14 protein-coding genes and 1 pseudogene are annotated in these 15,509 nt (G+C 61.8%); 13 read left to right on the top strand and 2 right to left on the bottom strand.

Annotated elements, in window-relative coordinates; translation table 11 throughout:
- Positions 1–131: 131 nt before the first annotated feature.
- The 9 genes and pseudogenes from rpsA (at position 132) to cysM (ending at position 9,215) form a co-directional block, all read left to right on the top strand.
- The gene (rpsA, locus tag P3T21_RS16020) at positions 132–1,847 is read left to right on the top strand and encodes a 30S ribosomal protein S1 (RefSeq protein WP_429256891.1); all 1,716 of its coding nucleotides are present in this window, start codon (positions 132–134) and stop codon (positions 1,845–1,847) included.
- A 25-nt stretch (positions 1,848–1,872) separates the two neighbouring features.
- Positions 1,873–2,196, top strand: a complete 324-nt coding sequence (locus P3T21_RS16015) for an integration host factor subunit beta (protein WP_090528992.1) — start codon at positions 1,873–1,875, stop codon at positions 2,194–2,196.
- Between the two features lie 219 nt (positions 2,197–2,415).
- Positions 2,416–2,709 (top strand): LapA family protein, encoded by a 294-nt coding sequence (locus tag P3T21_RS16010; protein ID WP_429256890.1) that lies wholly within the window; start codon positions 2,416–2,418, stop codon positions 2,707–2,709.
- A gap of 76 nt (positions 2,710–2,785) precedes the next feature.
- Entirely contained in the window at positions 2,786–3,961 is a 1,176-nt protein-coding gene (gene lapB / locus P3T21_RS16005) for a lipopolysaccharide assembly protein LapB (protein WP_429256889.1), read from the top strand.
- A gap of 180 nt (positions 3,962–4,141) precedes the next feature.
- Entirely contained in the window at positions 4,142–5,557 is a 1,416-nt protein-coding gene (locus tag P3T21_RS16000; RefSeq protein WP_429256888.1) for a UDP-glucose dehydrogenase family protein, read from the top strand.
- The gene (rfaE1, locus tag P3T21_RS15995) at positions 5,511–6,512 is read left to right on the top strand and encodes a D-glycero-beta-D-manno-heptose-7-phosphate kinase (protein ID WP_429256887.1); all 1,002 of its coding nucleotides are present in this window, start codon (positions 5,511–5,513) and stop codon (positions 6,510–6,512) included. Before P3T21_RS16000 ends, rfaE1 begins: the two co-directional genes overlap by 47 nt.
- Before the next feature lie 84 nt (positions 6,513–6,596).
- Complete coding sequence (gene rfaD, locus P3T21_RS15990) at positions 6,597–7,589, top strand: ADP-glyceromanno-heptose 6-epimerase (RefSeq protein WP_429256886.1); 993 nt, start codon at positions 6,597–6,599, stop codon at positions 7,587–7,589.
- Positions 7,590–7,666: 77 nt separating this feature from the next.
- A pseudogene (locus P3T21_RS15985) lies at positions 7,667–8,039 on the top strand (ComEA family DNA-binding protein).
- 273 nt (positions 8,040–8,312) lie between these two features.
- On the top strand, positions 8,313–9,215 hold the full coding sequence (gene cysM / locus P3T21_RS15980) for a cysteine synthase CysM (RefSeq protein ID WP_429256885.1): 903 nt from the start codon (positions 8,313–8,315) through the stop codon (positions 9,213–9,215).
- 92 nt (positions 9,216–9,307) lie between these two features.
- Here the strand turns inward: cysM and mltB are convergent, their stop codons facing one another.
- A complete protein-coding gene (mltB, locus tag P3T21_RS15975; RefSeq protein WP_429256884.1) occupies positions 9,308–10,552 on the bottom strand; it encodes a lytic murein transglycosylase B in 1,245 nt (414 codons plus the stop codon).
- 194 nt (positions 10,553–10,746) lie between these two features.
- Here mltB and P3T21_RS15970 point away from each other — a divergent pair, with 194 nt between their 5' ends.
- Positions 10,747–11,670: a histone deacetylase family protein gene (locus P3T21_RS15970; protein WP_429256948.1), complete on the top strand. Its 924-nt coding sequence runs from the start codon at positions 10,747–10,749 to the stop codon at positions 11,668–11,670.
- Positions 11,671–11,685: 15 nt separating this feature from the next.
- On the opposite strand, the gene P3T21_RS15965 is transcribed toward P3T21_RS15970, so the two are convergent.
- Positions 11,686–12,615: a lysophospholipase gene (locus tag P3T21_RS15965; protein ID WP_429256883.1), complete on the bottom strand. Its 930-nt coding sequence runs from the start codon at positions 12,613–12,615 to the stop codon at positions 11,686–11,688.
- A 224-nt stretch (positions 12,616–12,839) separates the two neighbouring features.
- Here P3T21_RS15965 and P3T21_RS15960 point away from each other — a divergent pair, with 224 nt between their 5' ends.
- Genes P3T21_RS15960 through P3T21_RS15950 form a run of 3 tightly spaced genes read left to right on the top strand, consistent with a single transcriptional unit; the run spans position 12,840 to position 15,375 of the window.
- The gene (locus tag P3T21_RS15960; protein ID WP_429256882.1) at positions 12,840–13,874 is read left to right on the top strand and encodes a methionine ABC transporter ATP-binding protein; all 1,035 of its coding nucleotides are present in this window, start codon (positions 12,840–12,842) and stop codon (positions 13,872–13,874) included.
- On the top strand, positions 13,864–14,517 hold the full coding sequence (locus P3T21_RS15955; protein ID WP_429256881.1) for a methionine ABC transporter permease: 654 nt from the start codon (positions 13,864–13,866) through the stop codon (positions 14,515–14,517). The genes P3T21_RS15960 and P3T21_RS15955 overlap by 11 nt, the downstream gene beginning before the upstream one ends.
- A gap of 54 nt (positions 14,518–14,571) precedes the next feature.
- Complete coding sequence (locus tag P3T21_RS15950) at positions 14,572–15,375, top strand: MetQ/NlpA family ABC transporter substrate-binding protein (RefSeq protein ID WP_429256880.1); 804 nt, start codon at positions 14,572–14,574, stop codon at positions 15,373–15,375.
- Positions 15,376–15,509: the final 134 nt, after the last annotated feature.

The raw sequence follows: 15,509 nt of genomic DNA, 5'->3' as shown, positions 1-15,509 counted from the left end.
CGTAGGTGCTTCGCGAATCGTCGTGGAGCGTGTATTAACCCCTTAACCCCGCGTGGCATTCGTTTCATTGCCGAATTCGCTGACCATTCCGGCTGGCTGGCAGAACGAAACCCTCGCAAATTCTGATTTTTATGTCCGACCTGCAAACCTCTACCCCGAATACCGAATCTTTTGCGGCTCTGTTCGAAGAGTCGCTGACCAAGCAGGACATGCGCGCTGGCGAAGTGATCTCCGCCGAAGTCGTGCGTGTCGACCACAACTTCGTGGTCGTGAATGCTGGTCTCAAGTCCGAAGCCTACATCCCGCTCGAAGAGTTCCTGAATGACGCGGGCGAGGTAGAAGTGCAGGCGGGCGACTTCGTTTCCGTCGCGATCGACGCGCTGGAAAACGGCTATGGCGACACGATCCTGTCGCGCGACAAGGCGAAGCGTCTGGCTTCGTGGCTGTCGCTGGAAAAGGCCCTCGACAACAACGAACTCGTGACCGGCACGATCACGGGCAAGGTCAAGGGCGGCATGACCGTCATGGTCAACGGCATCCGCGCATTCCTGCCGGGCTCCCTCGTCGACACGCGTCCGGTCAAGGACACGACCCCGTACGAAGGCAAGACCCTCGAATTCCGCGTGATCAAGCTCGACCGCAAGCGTAACAACGTCGTGCTGTCGCGCCGCGCTGTGATCGAAGCCACGCAAGGCGAAGAGCGCGCAAAGCTGCTCGAGACGCTGAAGGAAGGCGCGATCGTGGAAGGCGTGGTGAAGAACATCACCGATTACGGCGCGTTCGTGGACCTCGGCGGTATCGACGGCCTGCTGCACATCACGGATATCGCATGGCGTCGCGTGCGTCACCCGAGCGAAGTGCTGTCGGTTGGCCAGGAAGTCACCGCGAAGATCCTCAAGTTCGATCAAGAGAAGAACCGCGTTTCGCTCGGCATCAAGCAACTTGGTGACGATCCGTGGGAAGGCATCTCGCGCCGTTACCCGTCGGGCACGCGCCTGTTTGGTAAGGTCACCAACATCACCGACTACGGCGCATTCGTCGAAGTGGAATCGGGCATCGAAGGCCTCGTCCACGTGTCGGAAATGGACTGGACGAACAAGAACGTTGCACCGTCGAAGGTTGTGCAGCTGGGCGACGAAGTCGAAGTCATGGTTCTCGAAATCGACGAAGACCGCCGCCGTATCAGCCTCGGCATGAAGCAATGCAAGCCGAACCCGTGGGACGACTTCAGCCGCAACTTCAAGAAGGGCGACAAGCTGCAAGGCGCAATCAAGTCGATCACCGACTTCGGCGTCTTCATCGGTCTGCCGGGCGGCATCGACGGTCTGGTTCACCTGTCGGACCTGTCGTGGAGCGAAACGGGCGAAGAAGCAGTTCGCAAGTACAAGAAGGGCGACGAAGTCGAAGCCATCGTTCTCGGTATCGACGTCGAGAAGGAACGCATTTCGCTGGGTATCAAGCAGCTTGAAGGCGACCCGTTCAGCAACTTCGTTGCAATGAACGACAAGGGTTCGATCGTCGACGGCGTGGTCAAGACGGTAGATGCGAAGGGTGCAGTGGTTCAGCTGTCGGCGGAAGTCGAAGGCTACCTGCGCGCTTCGGAGCTGTCGCAAGACCGCGTGGAAGATGCACGCAATGTCCTGAAGGAAGGCGACAAGGTCAATGCGATGATCATCAACATCGACCGCAAGTCGCGTGGTATCAACCTGTCGATCAAGGCCAAGGATTCGGCTGAGCAACAGGAAGCGATCCGCGGTCTGGCTTCGTCGGATTCGAGCTCGGCTGCAACTGGCACGACGAACCTCGGCGCGCTGCTGAAGGCCAAGCTCGACGGCCAGAACCAGTAAGCCTTAAGAAGGGGTCTGCTGCAGTATGACCAAATCGGAATTGGTCGCCCAGCTGGCTACGCGATTTCCGCAGCTTGTACTTAAAGATGCGGACTTCGCGGTGAAGACGATGCTTGATGCGATGTCGGAGGCACTTGCCAACGGTCATCGCATCGAAATTCGTGGCTTCGGCAGCTTCGGCTTGAACCGCCGTCCTTCCCGCGTTGGGCGTAACCCGAAGTCGGGCGAAAAGGTGCTGGTACCTGAGAAGTACGTACCGCACTTCAAGCCTGGCAAGGAATTGCGCGAACGTGTGGACGGTCGCGCGGGTGAGCCGTTGAAGGCCGAGTCGCCAGACGACGATCTGTGAGATCCAGCAGCGTCGTCAGCGTCCAGTGCAGACGGCAAAGACCAGAAAAAGCGCCTTCGGGCGCTTTTTTTTCGTCTGTCTCGTCTGTCGTTTCCCGGCGGTTCGCGCCTCACCGGGAACGCTTCATTTACAATACGGGTCACTTCGGCGCGGGCAACATCGTGGCGCGACGCGTCATCAAGCCGGCGTCATCCGCAATTGCCGTCTAGAGACCCATTCATGAAATTTATCGTCTGGTTGATCCGCGTTCTGGTGTTCGTGCTGCTGCTGGTACTCGCGTTCGCCAATGTGCAACCCGCCACGCTGAATTTCCTTGCCGGTTATTCGTGGCAGGCGCCGCTCATCCTCATCGGGCTGGCCTTCTTCGTCGTGGGTCTGCTGGCTGGCCTGCTTTCATCGATGCCGGCCATGTTCCGCCTGCGGCTCGAAAACGGTCGTCTGAAACGTGAACTGCGCGTCGCGCGCGAGACACCGGTGGCTGTCGAAGAGCCGCCGCTGCCGCCGCTGATCTAGCTTTCTTCCTGCCGCGTGCCCGGTTTGCGCACGTCGGCGTTCGATTCCCACTTCCGAACACTTCCGAACAACTCGCATGGATCTGGATTTCTGGTGGCTGCTCGCCGTTCCCGTCGCGTTCGCGCTCGGCTGGATGGCGGCGCGCTACGACCTCAAGACGCTGCTGTCTGAAAGCGCCAATCTGCCGCGTTCGTATTTTCGCGGCCTGAATTTCCTCCTGAACGAGCAACCGGATCAGGCCATCGATGCGTTCATCGAGGTCGTCAAGCTCGACCCTGAAACCATCGAACTGCATTTCGCGTTGGGTAATCTGTTTAGGCGTCGCGGCGAGACAGATCGCGCGATTCGCGTGCATCAGAATCTGTTGAGTCGCGCGGATCTGCCTGTCACCGAACGTGACCACGCGCTCTTCGAGTTGGGACAGGATTTCCTCAAAGCGGGACTGCTCGATCGCGCCGAAGAAACATTTCGCTCACTGAAGGTGGGTGATTATGCGATCGGCGCACAGCGCGCGCTTCTCACGATCTACGAGATCGAAAAGGACTGGAACAAGTCGATCGATACGGCGCGTCAGCTTGAAACGATGGGTTCGGAGTCGCTCGAAAAGGAAGTCGCGCAGTTTCACTGCGAGCTGGCCCAGGAAGCGCTGCAGCAGAAGAATCCGGACGAGGCGCGTCGTCAGCTTGGCCTCGCGCTGAAGGCGAATCCGCAGAGCGTGCGGGCGACGATCCTCTTTGGCGACGTCGATGCCGCGGGCGGCGCGCAGGAGGCGGCGATCGCGCAGTGGCTGCGCGTCGAAGAGCAGAATCCGGCGTATCTGCCGCTCGTCGCCGAAAAGCTGCTGAAGGCGTATCAGGCGCTGGGTCGGGGGGAAGAAGGCGCGGATCTTCTGACCACGTGGATTGATCGCTATCCGTCGAATGATCTGCTCGACGTTGCGTATCAGCACGTCGCAGCGTTGCGTGGACCCGAGGCTGCGCATGCGCTCGCGCGCGCGCAGATGCAGAAGTCGCCGAATCTGGCGGGCATGACGCGTCTGCTCGAGGCACAGCAGGCAGCCGCCGAGGAGCCGCGCCGTAGTGAACTGGAGTTGATGCGCACGTTGATCAGGCAGCGCACGAAAAACCTTCCGCGCTACACATGCCAGAATTGCGGGTTCCGGGCGCGCCTTTTCTACTGGCAGTGCCCTGGCTGCAGCGGTTGGGAAACCTACGCGCCGCGCCGGGTCGAGCCGATCGCCGCATCGAACTGAGAAACTGGCGCGGGTATTTCGACGGGGCGATTGCCATCGGGCGCAGGCGCGAAGCGCCGTGCGCACATGTCACGTTGGCATCGTCTTCGCTGCGTGATTGCCTGAACGGCGTTCCGCGCCAACCGTAACAACCGGATTCGCAAGCCGGATCCATCACCGGAAACCATTACCGGAGCGCGTATGAAAATTACCATTATCGGCACAGGCTACGTTGGCCTTGTCACGGGCGCGTGCCTCGCCGAAATCGGCAACGATGTCTTTTGTCTCGATGTCGATCAACGCAAGATCGACATCCTCAATGGCGGCGGTGTGCCGATTCACGAGCCGGGCCTGCAGGAAATCATCGCACGCACGCGCGCGGCTGGCCGCATCCAGTTTTCGACGGACGTCGAGGCGAGCGTCGCGCACGGCGAAGTGCAGTTCATCGCGGTCGGTACGCCGCCTGACGAAGACGGTTCAGCGGATCTGCAATACGTGCTTGAAGCAGCGCGCAATATCGGCCGTTACATGACCAGCTACAAGGTGATCGTCGATAAATCGACGGTGCCGGTCGGCACGGCGCAGCGCGTGCAGGAAGTGATCAACGAAGAACTCACGAAACGCGGCCTTGCAGGCACCCCGCAGCATCAATTCTCGGTGGTCTCGAATCCCGAATTCCTGAAGGAAGGCGCGGCCGTCGACGACTTCATGCGGCCCGACCGCATCGTGCTCGGCAGCGACGACGATGAAGCCGGCATGCGTGCGCGCGAAAAGATGAAGCGTCTGTACGCGCCGTTCAACCGTAATCACGAACGCACGCTGTACATGGATGTCCGTTCGGCCGAGTTTACGAAGTACGCAGCCAATGCGATGCTGGCGACACGCATCTCGTTCATGAACGAAATGGCGAACCTGGCTGACCGCGTCGGTGCGGATATTGAAGCGGTGCGTCGCGGGATCGGTTCGGACCCGCGCATCGGCTATCACTTCCTCTACGCCGGTTGCGGATACGGCGGTTCGTGCTTCCCGAAGGACGTGCAGGCGCTGATTCGCACAGCGGCCGAGACGGGCCCTGGGTTGCGCATTCTCGAAGCGGTCGAGGAAGTGAATCACGAGCAGAAGGAAGTGCTCGTGCGCAAGGTCACGAAGATGCTCGGCGACGATCTGACGGGCCGCACGTTCGCCGTCTGGGGTCTGGCCTTCAAGCCGAACACCGACGACATGCGCGAGGCGCCGAGCCGTCGCGTGATCGCCGATCTGCTCGCACGCGGCGCGAACGTGCGCGCGTACGATCCGGTCGCGGTCGACGAAGCACGTCGCGTCTTCAACCTCGATCTCGGTCATGAACCGGCGCAACTGGCGCGCCTGCACTTCGCGGCGACGCAGGACGAGACGCTTACCGGCGCGGACGCGCTCCTGATCGTCACCGAGTGGAAGGAGTTCAAGAGCCCGGATTTTGTCCATCTGAAAGCGGTGCTCAAGTCGCCGTTGATTTTCGATGGCCGCAACCTGTATGAACCCGAAGCGATGACCGAACTCGGTATCGACTATCACTCGATTGGACGTCCGCATGCCGAACTTACCGAATCTCCGGTCAACGCCTCAGCCGATGCCTGAGCACGCCATGCCCATTCCCGACGTCGGCGTCGTGCCGCGCGCCCGGCTGGCGGGTGCGCGCGTGCTCGTCGTCGGCGATGTGATGCTGGACCGTTACTGGTTCGGCGACGTCAATCGCATTTCGCCCGAAGCGCCGGTTCCTGTTGTGCATGTGCAGAAGCAGGAAGACCGTCTGGGCGGCGCGGCGAACGTCGCGCGCAACGCGGTCGCTCTGGGTGCGCAGACAGGCCTGCTGTGTGTGGTCGGTCACGACGAGCCAGGCGAGCGCGTGGTGCAGATGCTGCACGATAGCGGCGTGGTCGCTCATCTGGAACGCGATCCTGCGTTGCTGACCACGATCAAGTTGCGCGTGCTGTCACGCCAGCAGCAGTTGCTGCGCGTCGACTTCGAGAACACGCCGGCGCATGAGATCCTGCTTGCCGGCCTCGCGCGTTTCGACGAACTGCTGCCATCGCACGACGTGATCCTGATGTCGGATTACGCGAAGGGCGGTCTCACGCACGTGACGCAAATGATCGCGCACGCGCACGCGGCCGGCAAACCCGTGCTGGTCGATCCGAAGGGCGACGACTGGGAGCGCTATCGCGGCGCTACGCTGATCACGCCGAATCGCGCGGAGTTGCGCGAGGTGGTCGGGCAGTGGAAATCGGAAGAAGACCTGCATGCCCGCGTGGCAAACCTGCGTGCGTCGCTGGACTTCAAGGCGTTGTTGCTGACGCGCTCGGAGGAGGGCATGACGCTCTTCTCGGACGAGGGCGTGCTGCACGCTTCGGCCGTTGCACGCGAAGTGTATGATGTCTCGGGTGCGGGCGACACCGTGATCGCCACGCTCGCCGTGATGCTCGGCGCCGGCCTGTCGCTCGTCGAAGCCGTCGGGCTTGCGAACCGCGCAGCCGGCATCGTGGTCGGCAAACTCGGCACCGCTACCGTCGACTACGACGAACTCTTTCAATAATGTCGCGTACTGCCGTCCCGTCGTGTTTTCTCCCGATACGGGCGGCAGTTTGCGCAGGCTGAACCTCATTACCGCAGGACGACCATGACCCTCATCGTCACCGGCGCGGCCGGTTTTATCGGCAGCAATCTCGTCAAGGCGCTCAACGATCGCGGCGAACAACGCATCATCGCCGTCGATAACCTCACGCGCGCCGACAAGTTCAAGAACCTCGTGGATTGCGAAATCGACGACTACCTGGACAAGACCGAATTCGTCGAACGCTTTACACGCGGCGACTTCGGCAAGGTGCGCGCGGTGTTCCACGAAGGCGCCTGTTCGGACACGATGGAAACCGATGGCCGCTACATGATGGACAACAATTTCCGCTATAGCCGCGCGGTGCTCGACGCCTGCCAGGCACAGGGCGCGCAGTTTCTGTACGCGTCGTCGGCGGCCACTTATGGTGGATCGAACCGCTTCGTCGAAGAGCGCGAAGTGGAGAAGCCGCTGAACGTCTACGGCTATTCAAAATTCCTGTTCGATCAGTTGATCCGTCGCGTGTTGCCGACGGCGAAAAGCCAGATCGCCGGCTTCCGTTACTTCAACGTGTATGGCCAGCGCGAGACGCACAAGGCGCGGATGGCGTCGGTCGCGTTCCACAATTTCAACCAGTTCCGCTCGGAAGGCAAGGTCAAGCTGTTCGGCGAGTACAACGGGTATAACCCGGGCGAGCAGACGCGCGATTTTGTCTCGGTTGAAGACGTTGTGAAGGTCAACCTGTTCTTCTTCGATCACCCTGAGAAGTCGGGCATCTTCAATCTCGGCAGCGGCCGGGCGCAGCCGTTCAACGATATTGCTTCGACGGTCGTCAACACGTTGCGCGCGTTGAATAACGAACCGGCGCTTTCGCTCGCGGAGCAGGTGCAGCGCGGGCTGATCGAATACATTCCGTTCCCCGATGCGCTGCGCGGCAAGTACCAGTGCTTCACGCAGGCCGATCTCACGAAGCTGCGTACGGCTGGTTACGACGCGCCGTTCCTGAGCGTGCAGGAAGGTGTCGATCGCTACGTACGTTGGCTGTTCGGCCAGCTTTAAAGCCTTCGCACGCGTCAATACACTGGAGTCTCCTGGTCGGCGGCAGTCGCCGGCCGGTTGTTCAAGGGAGATTCCATATGTTCAAAAAATTGCTGGTTCTGGCGGCACTGCTCGCCTCGTGGTCACGCATTCGCATCGGTCGACGTCAACACTGCGAATGAAGATGCGTTGCGCGGTATCAAGGGCATCGGTCCGGCACGCGCGAAAGCCATTCTCGACGAACGTACCGCGCATGGCCCATTCAAGGACGCCGCCGATCTCGGCAAGCGTGTGAAGGGCATGGGTGGTCATACGGTCGAACGGCTTCAGGGTGAAGGCCTGGCAGTCGGCCCGGCCGGTGCGCAGACTACCGCTTCCGCGAATGGCAAATCCGCGCCGGCCGCTGCTGGCGCGGGTGGCACTGCGAACGGGAAGAAGGACAGCACGACTACCGTGGCGGTGAAGAAATAGCCTGATGCAGGCGGCCATGTGCATGCGCACGCGGCCGCCCTCTGTTTTAAGCGTCCTGTTCTGGTGTGAAGCACGGAGTAACACTCCTTCAGCCGTCACTCAGATGACTGGCTCCCGCGGTTCACTCCGCGGGGCTTTTTCAGCGCACCGCACGCCGCACACCGGCCATGGTTGAAACGCACGCGTCCACACGGCCAGCAGGGCCGCACGGCAGGCGAGGGCTTGGTGGTTTAGAATCGATAGATTCTGCACATCGCTTCCCGGGCATTCGATATGGCTTACAAAACAATTGAAGACACGATCGGCAACACGCCGCTCGTTCAGCTTGTCCGCCTTCCGGACGACGAAATCCGTAGCCGCAACAACGTGATTCTCGGCAAGCTCGAAGGCAATAATCCGGCTGGTTCGGTGAAGGACCGTCCGGCGCTGTCGATGATCAAGAAAGCGGAAGAGCGCGGCCGCATCAAGCCGGGCGATACGCTGATCGAGGCGACGAGCGGCAATACCGGCATCGCGCTGGCGATGGCGGCAGCGATCCGTGGCTACAGGATGGTGCTGATCATGCCGGAAGACCTGTCGGTCGAACGGCGTCAGAGCATGGCGGCTTATGGCGCGGAAATCGTGCTGACACCCGTCACGGGCGGCATGGAATACGCGCGTGACCTAGCTGAGCAGATGCAGCGCGAAGGCAAAGGTACGATCCTTGACCAGTTCGCCAATCCTGACAATCCGCTCGCTCACTACGAAACGACCGGTCCGGAAATCTGGAACGATACCGAAGGTCGCATCACGCACTTCGTCTCGGCGATGGGCACGACCGGCACGATCATGGGCGTGTCGCAGTATCTGAAGGAAAAGAATCAGGCGATCGAGATCATCGGTGCGCAGCCAGAAGAAGGGTCGCGCATTCCGGGCATCCGCAAATGGCCAGAAGCCTATCTGCCGAAAATCTTTGATCGCAGCCGCGTGGATCGTGTCGAGAACGTGAGCCAGGCGGCGTCGGAAGCGATGGCGCGGCGCATGGCAGCCGTGGAAGGCATCTTCTGCGGCATCTCGTCGGCGGGCGCTTGCGAAGTCGCATTACGTGTCGCACGCCAGGTTGAAAACGCGACGATCGTGTTCGTTGTGTGCGATCGTGGTGACCGTTACCTGTCGACGGGTGTGTTTCCGGCGTGATCGTAGACGCTCTCCGGTGAGCATCAACAGAAAAGCGCCGGGCTAGCCGGCGCTTTTTCATTCCGCTGCGTGAGGTATGGCGCTCGGCATATTCACTGCGCGTCGGTATCGGAAGCTGCGGCCGGAGCGCCCGGAATGCCATTCGGGTTCGCACCCGCAGTCGTCTCACTCGCCAACTGCGACTTGACCCGCTGGCCAAGTTGATACACCGCCAGCGCGTAGAAGAAGCTGCGGTTGTAACGCGTGAGCACGTAGAAGTTCTTCAGACCCAGCATGTATTCGGTCGGGCGACCCGGCGTCGGCAGGTCGACCATGGCGACTGGCGTGCCTGCTTCAGACGCGATATCGAGGCCCGGCTCGTTCATCAGCATGCCCGCGCGCAGCAGCTGTTGAAGCGGCCAGTGCGGCTCGGGTCGACCGTCCGCGGCAGCCTGTGCGACGCCGAGGCTGCCTGTGTCCGACGCAATCTTCCACACGACCGGACGGCCCGTTTCCCAGCCATTCTGCTTCAGGTAATTTGCGACGCTGCCGATCGCATCCGCCTGGCTCGTACGCAGATCGATCTGCTTGTTGCCCTCGAAGTCAACGGCGTATTGCACGATGCTGCTCGGCAGAAACTGCGGAATGCCGATCGCGCCTGTGTACGAGCCGAGGACTGAGTTCGGATCGATCTGCGCGCCGCGCGTCCAGACCAGGTAGTCTTCGAGATTCTTGCGGAACGTCGCCTGACGGTCCGCGCGATTCGGCGTGTTCGGATAATCGAAGGTCAGCGTGGTGAGCGCGTCGAGCACACGGAAGTTGCCCATGTAGCGCCCGTAAATCGTCTCGACGCCAATGATGCCGACGATCACTTCCGGCGGCACGCCGAACTGCTCATACGCGCGTTGCAGCGTGGCCTGGTTCGCGCGCCAGAAGCGCACGCCTGCGTTGATGCGCACCGTATCGAGGAAGCGCGACTGATACACGCGCCAGTTTTTCACCGACGGCGTAGGCGACGGCGTCACGAGTTTCACGGCAGTTGCCGAATAGCTCGTATGGGCGAATAGCGTGTGCAGGGTGGCCGGATCGAAATCGTAACGGGCGACCATGTCGTTGATGAACGCATCGACGTTTGGATTGTTCGCGTAGCGTTGCGGAATGATCTCTTCTTCGAAAGTTTGCCCCTGCGGCACCGGCTGTTGCGGTGAATCCTGCGCCACCAGCATCGGTGCTTTTGCCCGCGTGGTCTGCGCGAGCGCCGCGGGCATCGCGATGAACGCGCATGCGACGGACAGCGCGGTGGCAACGGTCGTTACGCGAAGCCGGTTTCGTGCAGACAGGGCAAGCTTGACGGTCATAGGGCAGGGATTGTTTCGGTGCGAAGGGGTTCGGCGCAGTATACCCGACGGCATTCGCAAAACCATGGCCAGAGCGCGTTGCGGCGACCCGTTGTGGTAACTTGATACCTGTACGCGCGCCATCTGTGGCGCGCGCAAACGGAAGGAGACATGCCGTGCACGCGTCGGACGCGGTGCGGCAGAAGAACCCACTCATGGCAACAGGCTTCTATTCTCACAACGACTGTCTGCTGCACGAAATGGGGCAATGGCATCCCGAATGTCCGGCGCGCCTGCAGGCAATCGAAGATCAACTGATCGCAAGCCGTATCGACACGGCGATCGAGCGCGAATCGCCGCCGCTCGCCGACGATGCCGCGTTGTTGCGCGTGCATACGCAGGCGCATATCGACTACATCCGCGGCCGCTCGCCCGCTTCGGGTTACGCGGAGATCGATCCGGACACATCGATGAATCCGCATACGTTGCAGGCCGCGTTACGCGCGGCCGGTGCAGCGGTCGCCGCCACGGATGCCGTTATCGAAGGCCGCTACGACAACGCGTTCTGCAGCGTGCGCCCGCCGGGCCATCATGCGGAGCCCGCGCGTGCGATGGGCTTCTGCTTCTTCAACAACGTCGCGATTGCCGCGCGGCATGCGCTCGAAGTGCATGGCCTTGAGCGCGTCGCGATCATCGACTTCGACGTGCATCACGGCAACGGCACCGAAGCCGCGTTCGCCGGCGACTCGCGCGTGTTGATGTGCAGCTTCTTCCAGCACCCGTTCTATCCGTTCACAGGCGCCGACAATCAGGCGTCGAATATGGTCAACGTGCCGCTTTCTGCGCGCACGAACGGCATGGTCATGCGTGAAGCCGTCGACCTGATGTGGCTGCCGCGCCTGCATGCGTTCAAACCGGAGATGCTGTTCGTGTCGGCCGGGTTCGATGCGCATCGCGAGGACGACCTCGGCAACATGGGCCTCGTCGAGGACGACTACGCGTGGCTGACCCAGCAGATCCGGGATATCGCCGGGCGTTACGCGAAAGGGCGCATCGTGAGCACGCTGGAAGGTGGGTACAACCTGTCGGCGCTGGGTCGCAGCGTGGTGGCGCACGTGCGCGCGCTGGCTGATATCTGAGACGGGCGTCAGGCGCTAACCCGCGCGCGCCAGAATCCACTCGATCAACGCGCCGATCACCCGCTCGCGGTCGAGATCGTTCATCGTCTCGTGATAGCTGTCGTCATAGAAAGTGAGCGTTTTGTCGGGCGAGCCGGCATGTGTGCCGAAATCGCGGCTGCCGTGCGGTTCGGTGAGTTTGTCAGCGGTACCGTGCCAGACGAGTAGCGGCAGACGCAACGACGCGCGGCCGCGTTCGATTCGCGCCATCGCATCCAGAATCTCCGCGCCCGTGCGCGCCGGCACCGCAGCGTGATGCACGAGTGGATCGTTCCGGTTTGCCTCGACGATCGCCGGATCGCGCGACAGCAGCGATGCATCGATCTTCATCGCTGGAAAGCGCGGCCAGACGCGACTGATGACGTGACTCAGCGTGATCATCCAGCGCGGCACGTCGCGGCCGGCGGCAAGCGCCGGGCTCGACAGGATCAAACCGCGCAGTTTCGGGCCGTTACCCGCCGCGCGTTCGATCGTGTGAAGCGCGGCGATTGCACCGCCCATGCTGTGGCCCATCAGAAAGAGCGGCGTGCCATTTCTGGATGCGGCGTGAAGCAGCGCATCGGTGTCATCCAGATAGTCGTCGAAGCGGTTGACCCAGACGCGTGCGCCCGGTGCGATACCGTGTCCGCGCAGATCGATTGCGACCAGTTCGATGTTCGCGGCGTTCAGCGCCCGGGCAAGCGCGGCGTACCGTCCGGCATGTTCGGCGAGCCCGTGGACCAGCGCCACGGTGGCACGCGGCGCGCCGTCGGACGCCCACCATCGATAAACCGGAAGTTCAACGCCACTACCTGTCTTCAGACGCGACAGGGCGGCTGCCGGCGCCGCTTGCGGGATGTCGGCCTGAGCGCCGAAAGAGGGCTTCGCGTGCGTCCTGGTCTCTGTCGCCATTGTCTCCGCCGTCATTATTTTGATCCGACCGATCATAGTCGCACGCGTCTGGTGCACGCGAGCATCGTACGCGGGGTGGCCCTCTAATGCTCTCAGGTTATGAAAAGATCGGAATTGATTATTAAAGGGAATGTCGTCGATGCGGTAAAATTGCGGTCCAAATCCCAATAAAAGCAACGGCGGCCCGGTGTCGGAGCGCAAAACGCTCGTCGGACAGAACCGCCGTTTCGTTTTTCTACATGATCGAACTACGCAATATTTCGCAGCGTTTCGCGGGGCCCAGAGGCTGGGTCGAAGCACTGCACAACGTCAATCTGATGATTCCGCCAGGCGAAGTGTTCGGCATTATCGGCCGCAGCGGTGCCGGTAAGAGCACGCTGGTGCGCACCATCAACCTGCTGACACGCCCGACCGAAGGCAATATCGTCGTCAACGGCCGTGACCTCACGACGCTGCCCGCCGCGCAACTGCGCGAGGCGCGTCGCGAGATCGGCATGATCTTCCAGCATTTCAACCTGCTGTCGTCGCGCACGGTCTACGAGAACGTCGCGCTGCCGCTCGAACTCGCCGGCATGAAGCGCGCGGAGATCGAGCTGACCGTGTTGCCGCTGCTGGAGCTCGTCGGGCTGTCGGCGCAGAAGGACCGTTATCCGGCACAGATCAGCGGCGGACAGAAGCAGCGCGTCGGCATTGCGCGCGCACTCGCGAGCAAGCCGAAGGTGCTGCTCTCCGACGAAGCCACGTCTGCGCTCGATCCCGAAACCACGCGCGCGATTCTCGATCTGCTGAAGCGCATCAACCGCGAACTTGGCCTCACCGTCGTGCTGATCACGCACCAGATGGACGTGATCAAGCAGGTCTGCGATCGCGTCGCCGTGCTGGATGCGGGGCGCGTCGTCGAACAGGGCAAGGTCATCGATGTCTTCCTGCAGCCGCATCACGAGGTCACGCGCGCGTTGATCGGGGATGTGATCGCGCAGGAACTGCCGCCCGCGATGAAGGCGCGCGTCGCCGAGCGTCTGAAGACGGGCAGCGGTCATCTGCTGCGCCTCGCGTTCACGGGCTCGGGCGTCGATCAACCGATCCTGTCGGAGACGATTCGTCGCTACGAACTGGACTTCAACATCCTGCATGGCCAGATCGACGAGATCCAGGGGCAGGCGTTCGGCTCGCTCGCGGTGCTCGCGGGTGGCGAACCGGTGAAGGTGGCAGAGGCAATCGCGTTTCTGCGCGAACAGAGTGTGGTGGTCGAGGAGCTGTCGTATGTTGAGTGAAATGTTCGATATGTTCGTGCAGTCGTTCTGGGAAACGCTCGTGATGGTGGGCATTTCCGGACTCGTCGGCGCACTGGCCGGTTTGCCGCTCGGCGTGCTGCTCTATCTGACGGACCGCAACGGCGTGCTGCAGAATATCGGCTTCAATCGCGTGATGGGCGTCGTCGTCAACGCCGTGCGTTCGACGCCGTTCATCATCCTGCTGGTCGCGGTGATTCCGTTCACGCGGCTGATTGTCGGTTCGTCGATCGGGACGGCCGCGGCTGTGGTGCCGCTGACGATCGCCGCGGCGCCGTTCATCGCGCGACTCGTCGAAACCGCGCTGCGCGAAGTGGACCGCGGCTTGATCGAAGCCGCTCAGGCGATGGGCGCGACGACCAGCCAGATCGTCTTCAAGGTGCTGTTGCCGGAATCGCTGCCGGGCGTCGTCGCCGGGTTGACGATCACGTTCGTGTCGCTGGTCGGCTATTCGGCGATGGCCGGTGCGATCGGCGGCGGCGGCCTCGGCGATCTGGGCATCCGTTATGGGTATCAACGCTTTTTGCCGGAAGTCATGGTGACGGTCGTCGTGATCCTCATCGTCTTCGTGCAACTGGTGCAGTCGTTCGGGGATTGGCTCGTGCGTCGGTTGAGCCATAAATAACAAAGGCTTCCCCATCACGGGAGGCCGCTCATACAGATAAGAGAAAGGTCAGTCATGCAACGTCGTTTTGTTCTCAGGCTCGCGGCCGTCCTCGGCGCCGCATCGCTGTTTGCTTCTTTGGCTTCCGTCGCGCAGGCCGACGAAACCATCAAGGTCGGTGTGACCGGTGGTCCGCACGCACAGATCATGGAAGTCGTGAAAACCGTTGCTGCGAAGAACGGCCTGAACATCAAGATCGTCGAGTTCTCGGATTACGTGCAGCCGAACGCGGCGCTCGCCGGTGGCGACCTCGACGCGAACAGCTACCAGCACGACCCGTATCTGCAGGCGCAGGTGAAGGACCGCGGCTACAAGCTGATCCGCGTCGCCGACACGGTCACGTACCCGATGGGAATTTACTCCACGAAGATCAAGGCGCTGGCTGAACTGCAACCGGGCGCGAAGATCGCGGTGCCGAACGATCCGACCAACGGCGGCCGTGCATTGCTGCTGCTGCAGAAGCAGGGTCTGCTGAAGCTGCGCGCCGACGCGGGCCTGAAGGCGACACCGCTCGACATCGTCGAGAATCCGAAGAAGCTGAAGATCGTCGAACTCGACGCCGCGCAGATCCCGCGTTCGCTTGGCGACGTCGACGCAGCCGCGATCAACACGAACTTCGCGATGGAAGCCGGCCTGAAGCCGAAGCAGGACGCGATCGCGATCGAAGACTCGAAGGGTCCGTACGTGAACATCATCGCGATCCGCGAAGCCGACAAAAACAAGCCGTGGGTCGCGAAGCTGGTCGCCGCGTACCACTCGGCGGAAGTGAAGCAGTTCGTCGACAGCAGGTTCGGCGGCGCGGTCATCACCGCCTGGTAAGGCGTGGTGAGGGGTGGCGCGTTGCTGGCGTGGTGGGCGCTACAAACCCGGCAAGCGGTTAAGGCAAGTGCCGATCCTGTGCAACCTCGGAATTAGAGACATAGGTCATAACCCGGGCTTGTCGCCCGGGTTTT

The sequence above is a fragment of the Paraburkholderia sp. GAS334 genome (assembly GCF_050436625.1).
Classification (GTDB): Bacteria; Pseudomonadota; Gammaproteobacteria; order Burkholderiales; family Burkholderiaceae; genus Paraburkholderia.
Note: the sequence above shows the minus strand (reverse complement) of the source record. Positions and strands in the feature narration are given on the sequence as shown.

Coding starts and splice junctions, on each gene's coding strand:
- rpsA (WP_429256891.1), top strand. CDS start 132: ATGTCCGACCTGCAAACCTCTACCCCGAATACCGAATCTTTTGCGGCT.
- P3T21_RS16015 (WP_090528992.1), top strand. CDS start 1,873: ATGACCAAATCGGAATTGGTCGCCCAGCTGGCTACGCGATTTCCGCAG.
- P3T21_RS16010 (WP_429256890.1), top strand. CDS start 2,416: ATGAAATTTATCGTCTGGTTGATCCGCGTTCTGGTGTTCGTGCTGCTG.
- lapB (WP_429256889.1), top strand. CDS start 2,786: ATGGATCTGGATTTCTGGTGGCTGCTCGCCGTTCCCGTCGCGTTCGCG.
- P3T21_RS16000 (WP_429256888.1), top strand. CDS start 4,142: ATGAAAATTACCATTATCGGCACAGGCTACGTTGGCCTTGTCACGGGC.
- rfaE1 (WP_429256887.1), top strand. CDS start 5,511: ATGCCGAACTTACCGAATCTCCGGTCAACGCCTCAGCCGATGCCTGAG.
- rfaD (WP_429256886.1), top strand. CDS start 6,597: ATGACCCTCATCGTCACCGGCGCGGCCGGTTTTATCGGCAGCAATCTC.
- cysM (WP_429256885.1), top strand. CDS start 8,313: ATGGCTTACAAAACAATTGAAGACACGATCGGCAACACGCCGCTCGTT.
- mltB (WP_429256884.1), bottom strand. CDS start 10,552: ATGACCGTCAAGCTTGCCCTGTCTGCACGAAACCGGCTTCGCGTAACG.
- P3T21_RS15970 (WP_429256948.1), top strand. CDS start 10,747: ATGGCAACAGGCTTCTATTCTCACAACGACTGTCTGCTGCACGAAATG.
- P3T21_RS15965 (WP_429256883.1), bottom strand. CDS start 12,615: ATGACGGCGGAGACAATGGCGACAGAGACCAGGACGCACGCGAAGCCC.
- P3T21_RS15960 (WP_429256882.1), top strand. CDS start 12,840: ATGATCGAACTACGCAATATTTCGCAGCGTTTCGCGGGGCCCAGAGGC.
- P3T21_RS15955 (WP_429256881.1), top strand. CDS start 13,864: ATGTTGAGTGAAATGTTCGATATGTTCGTGCAGTCGTTCTGGGAAACG.
- P3T21_RS15950 (WP_429256880.1), top strand. CDS start 14,572: ATGCAACGTCGTTTTGTTCTCAGGCTCGCGGCCGTCCTCGGCGCCGCA.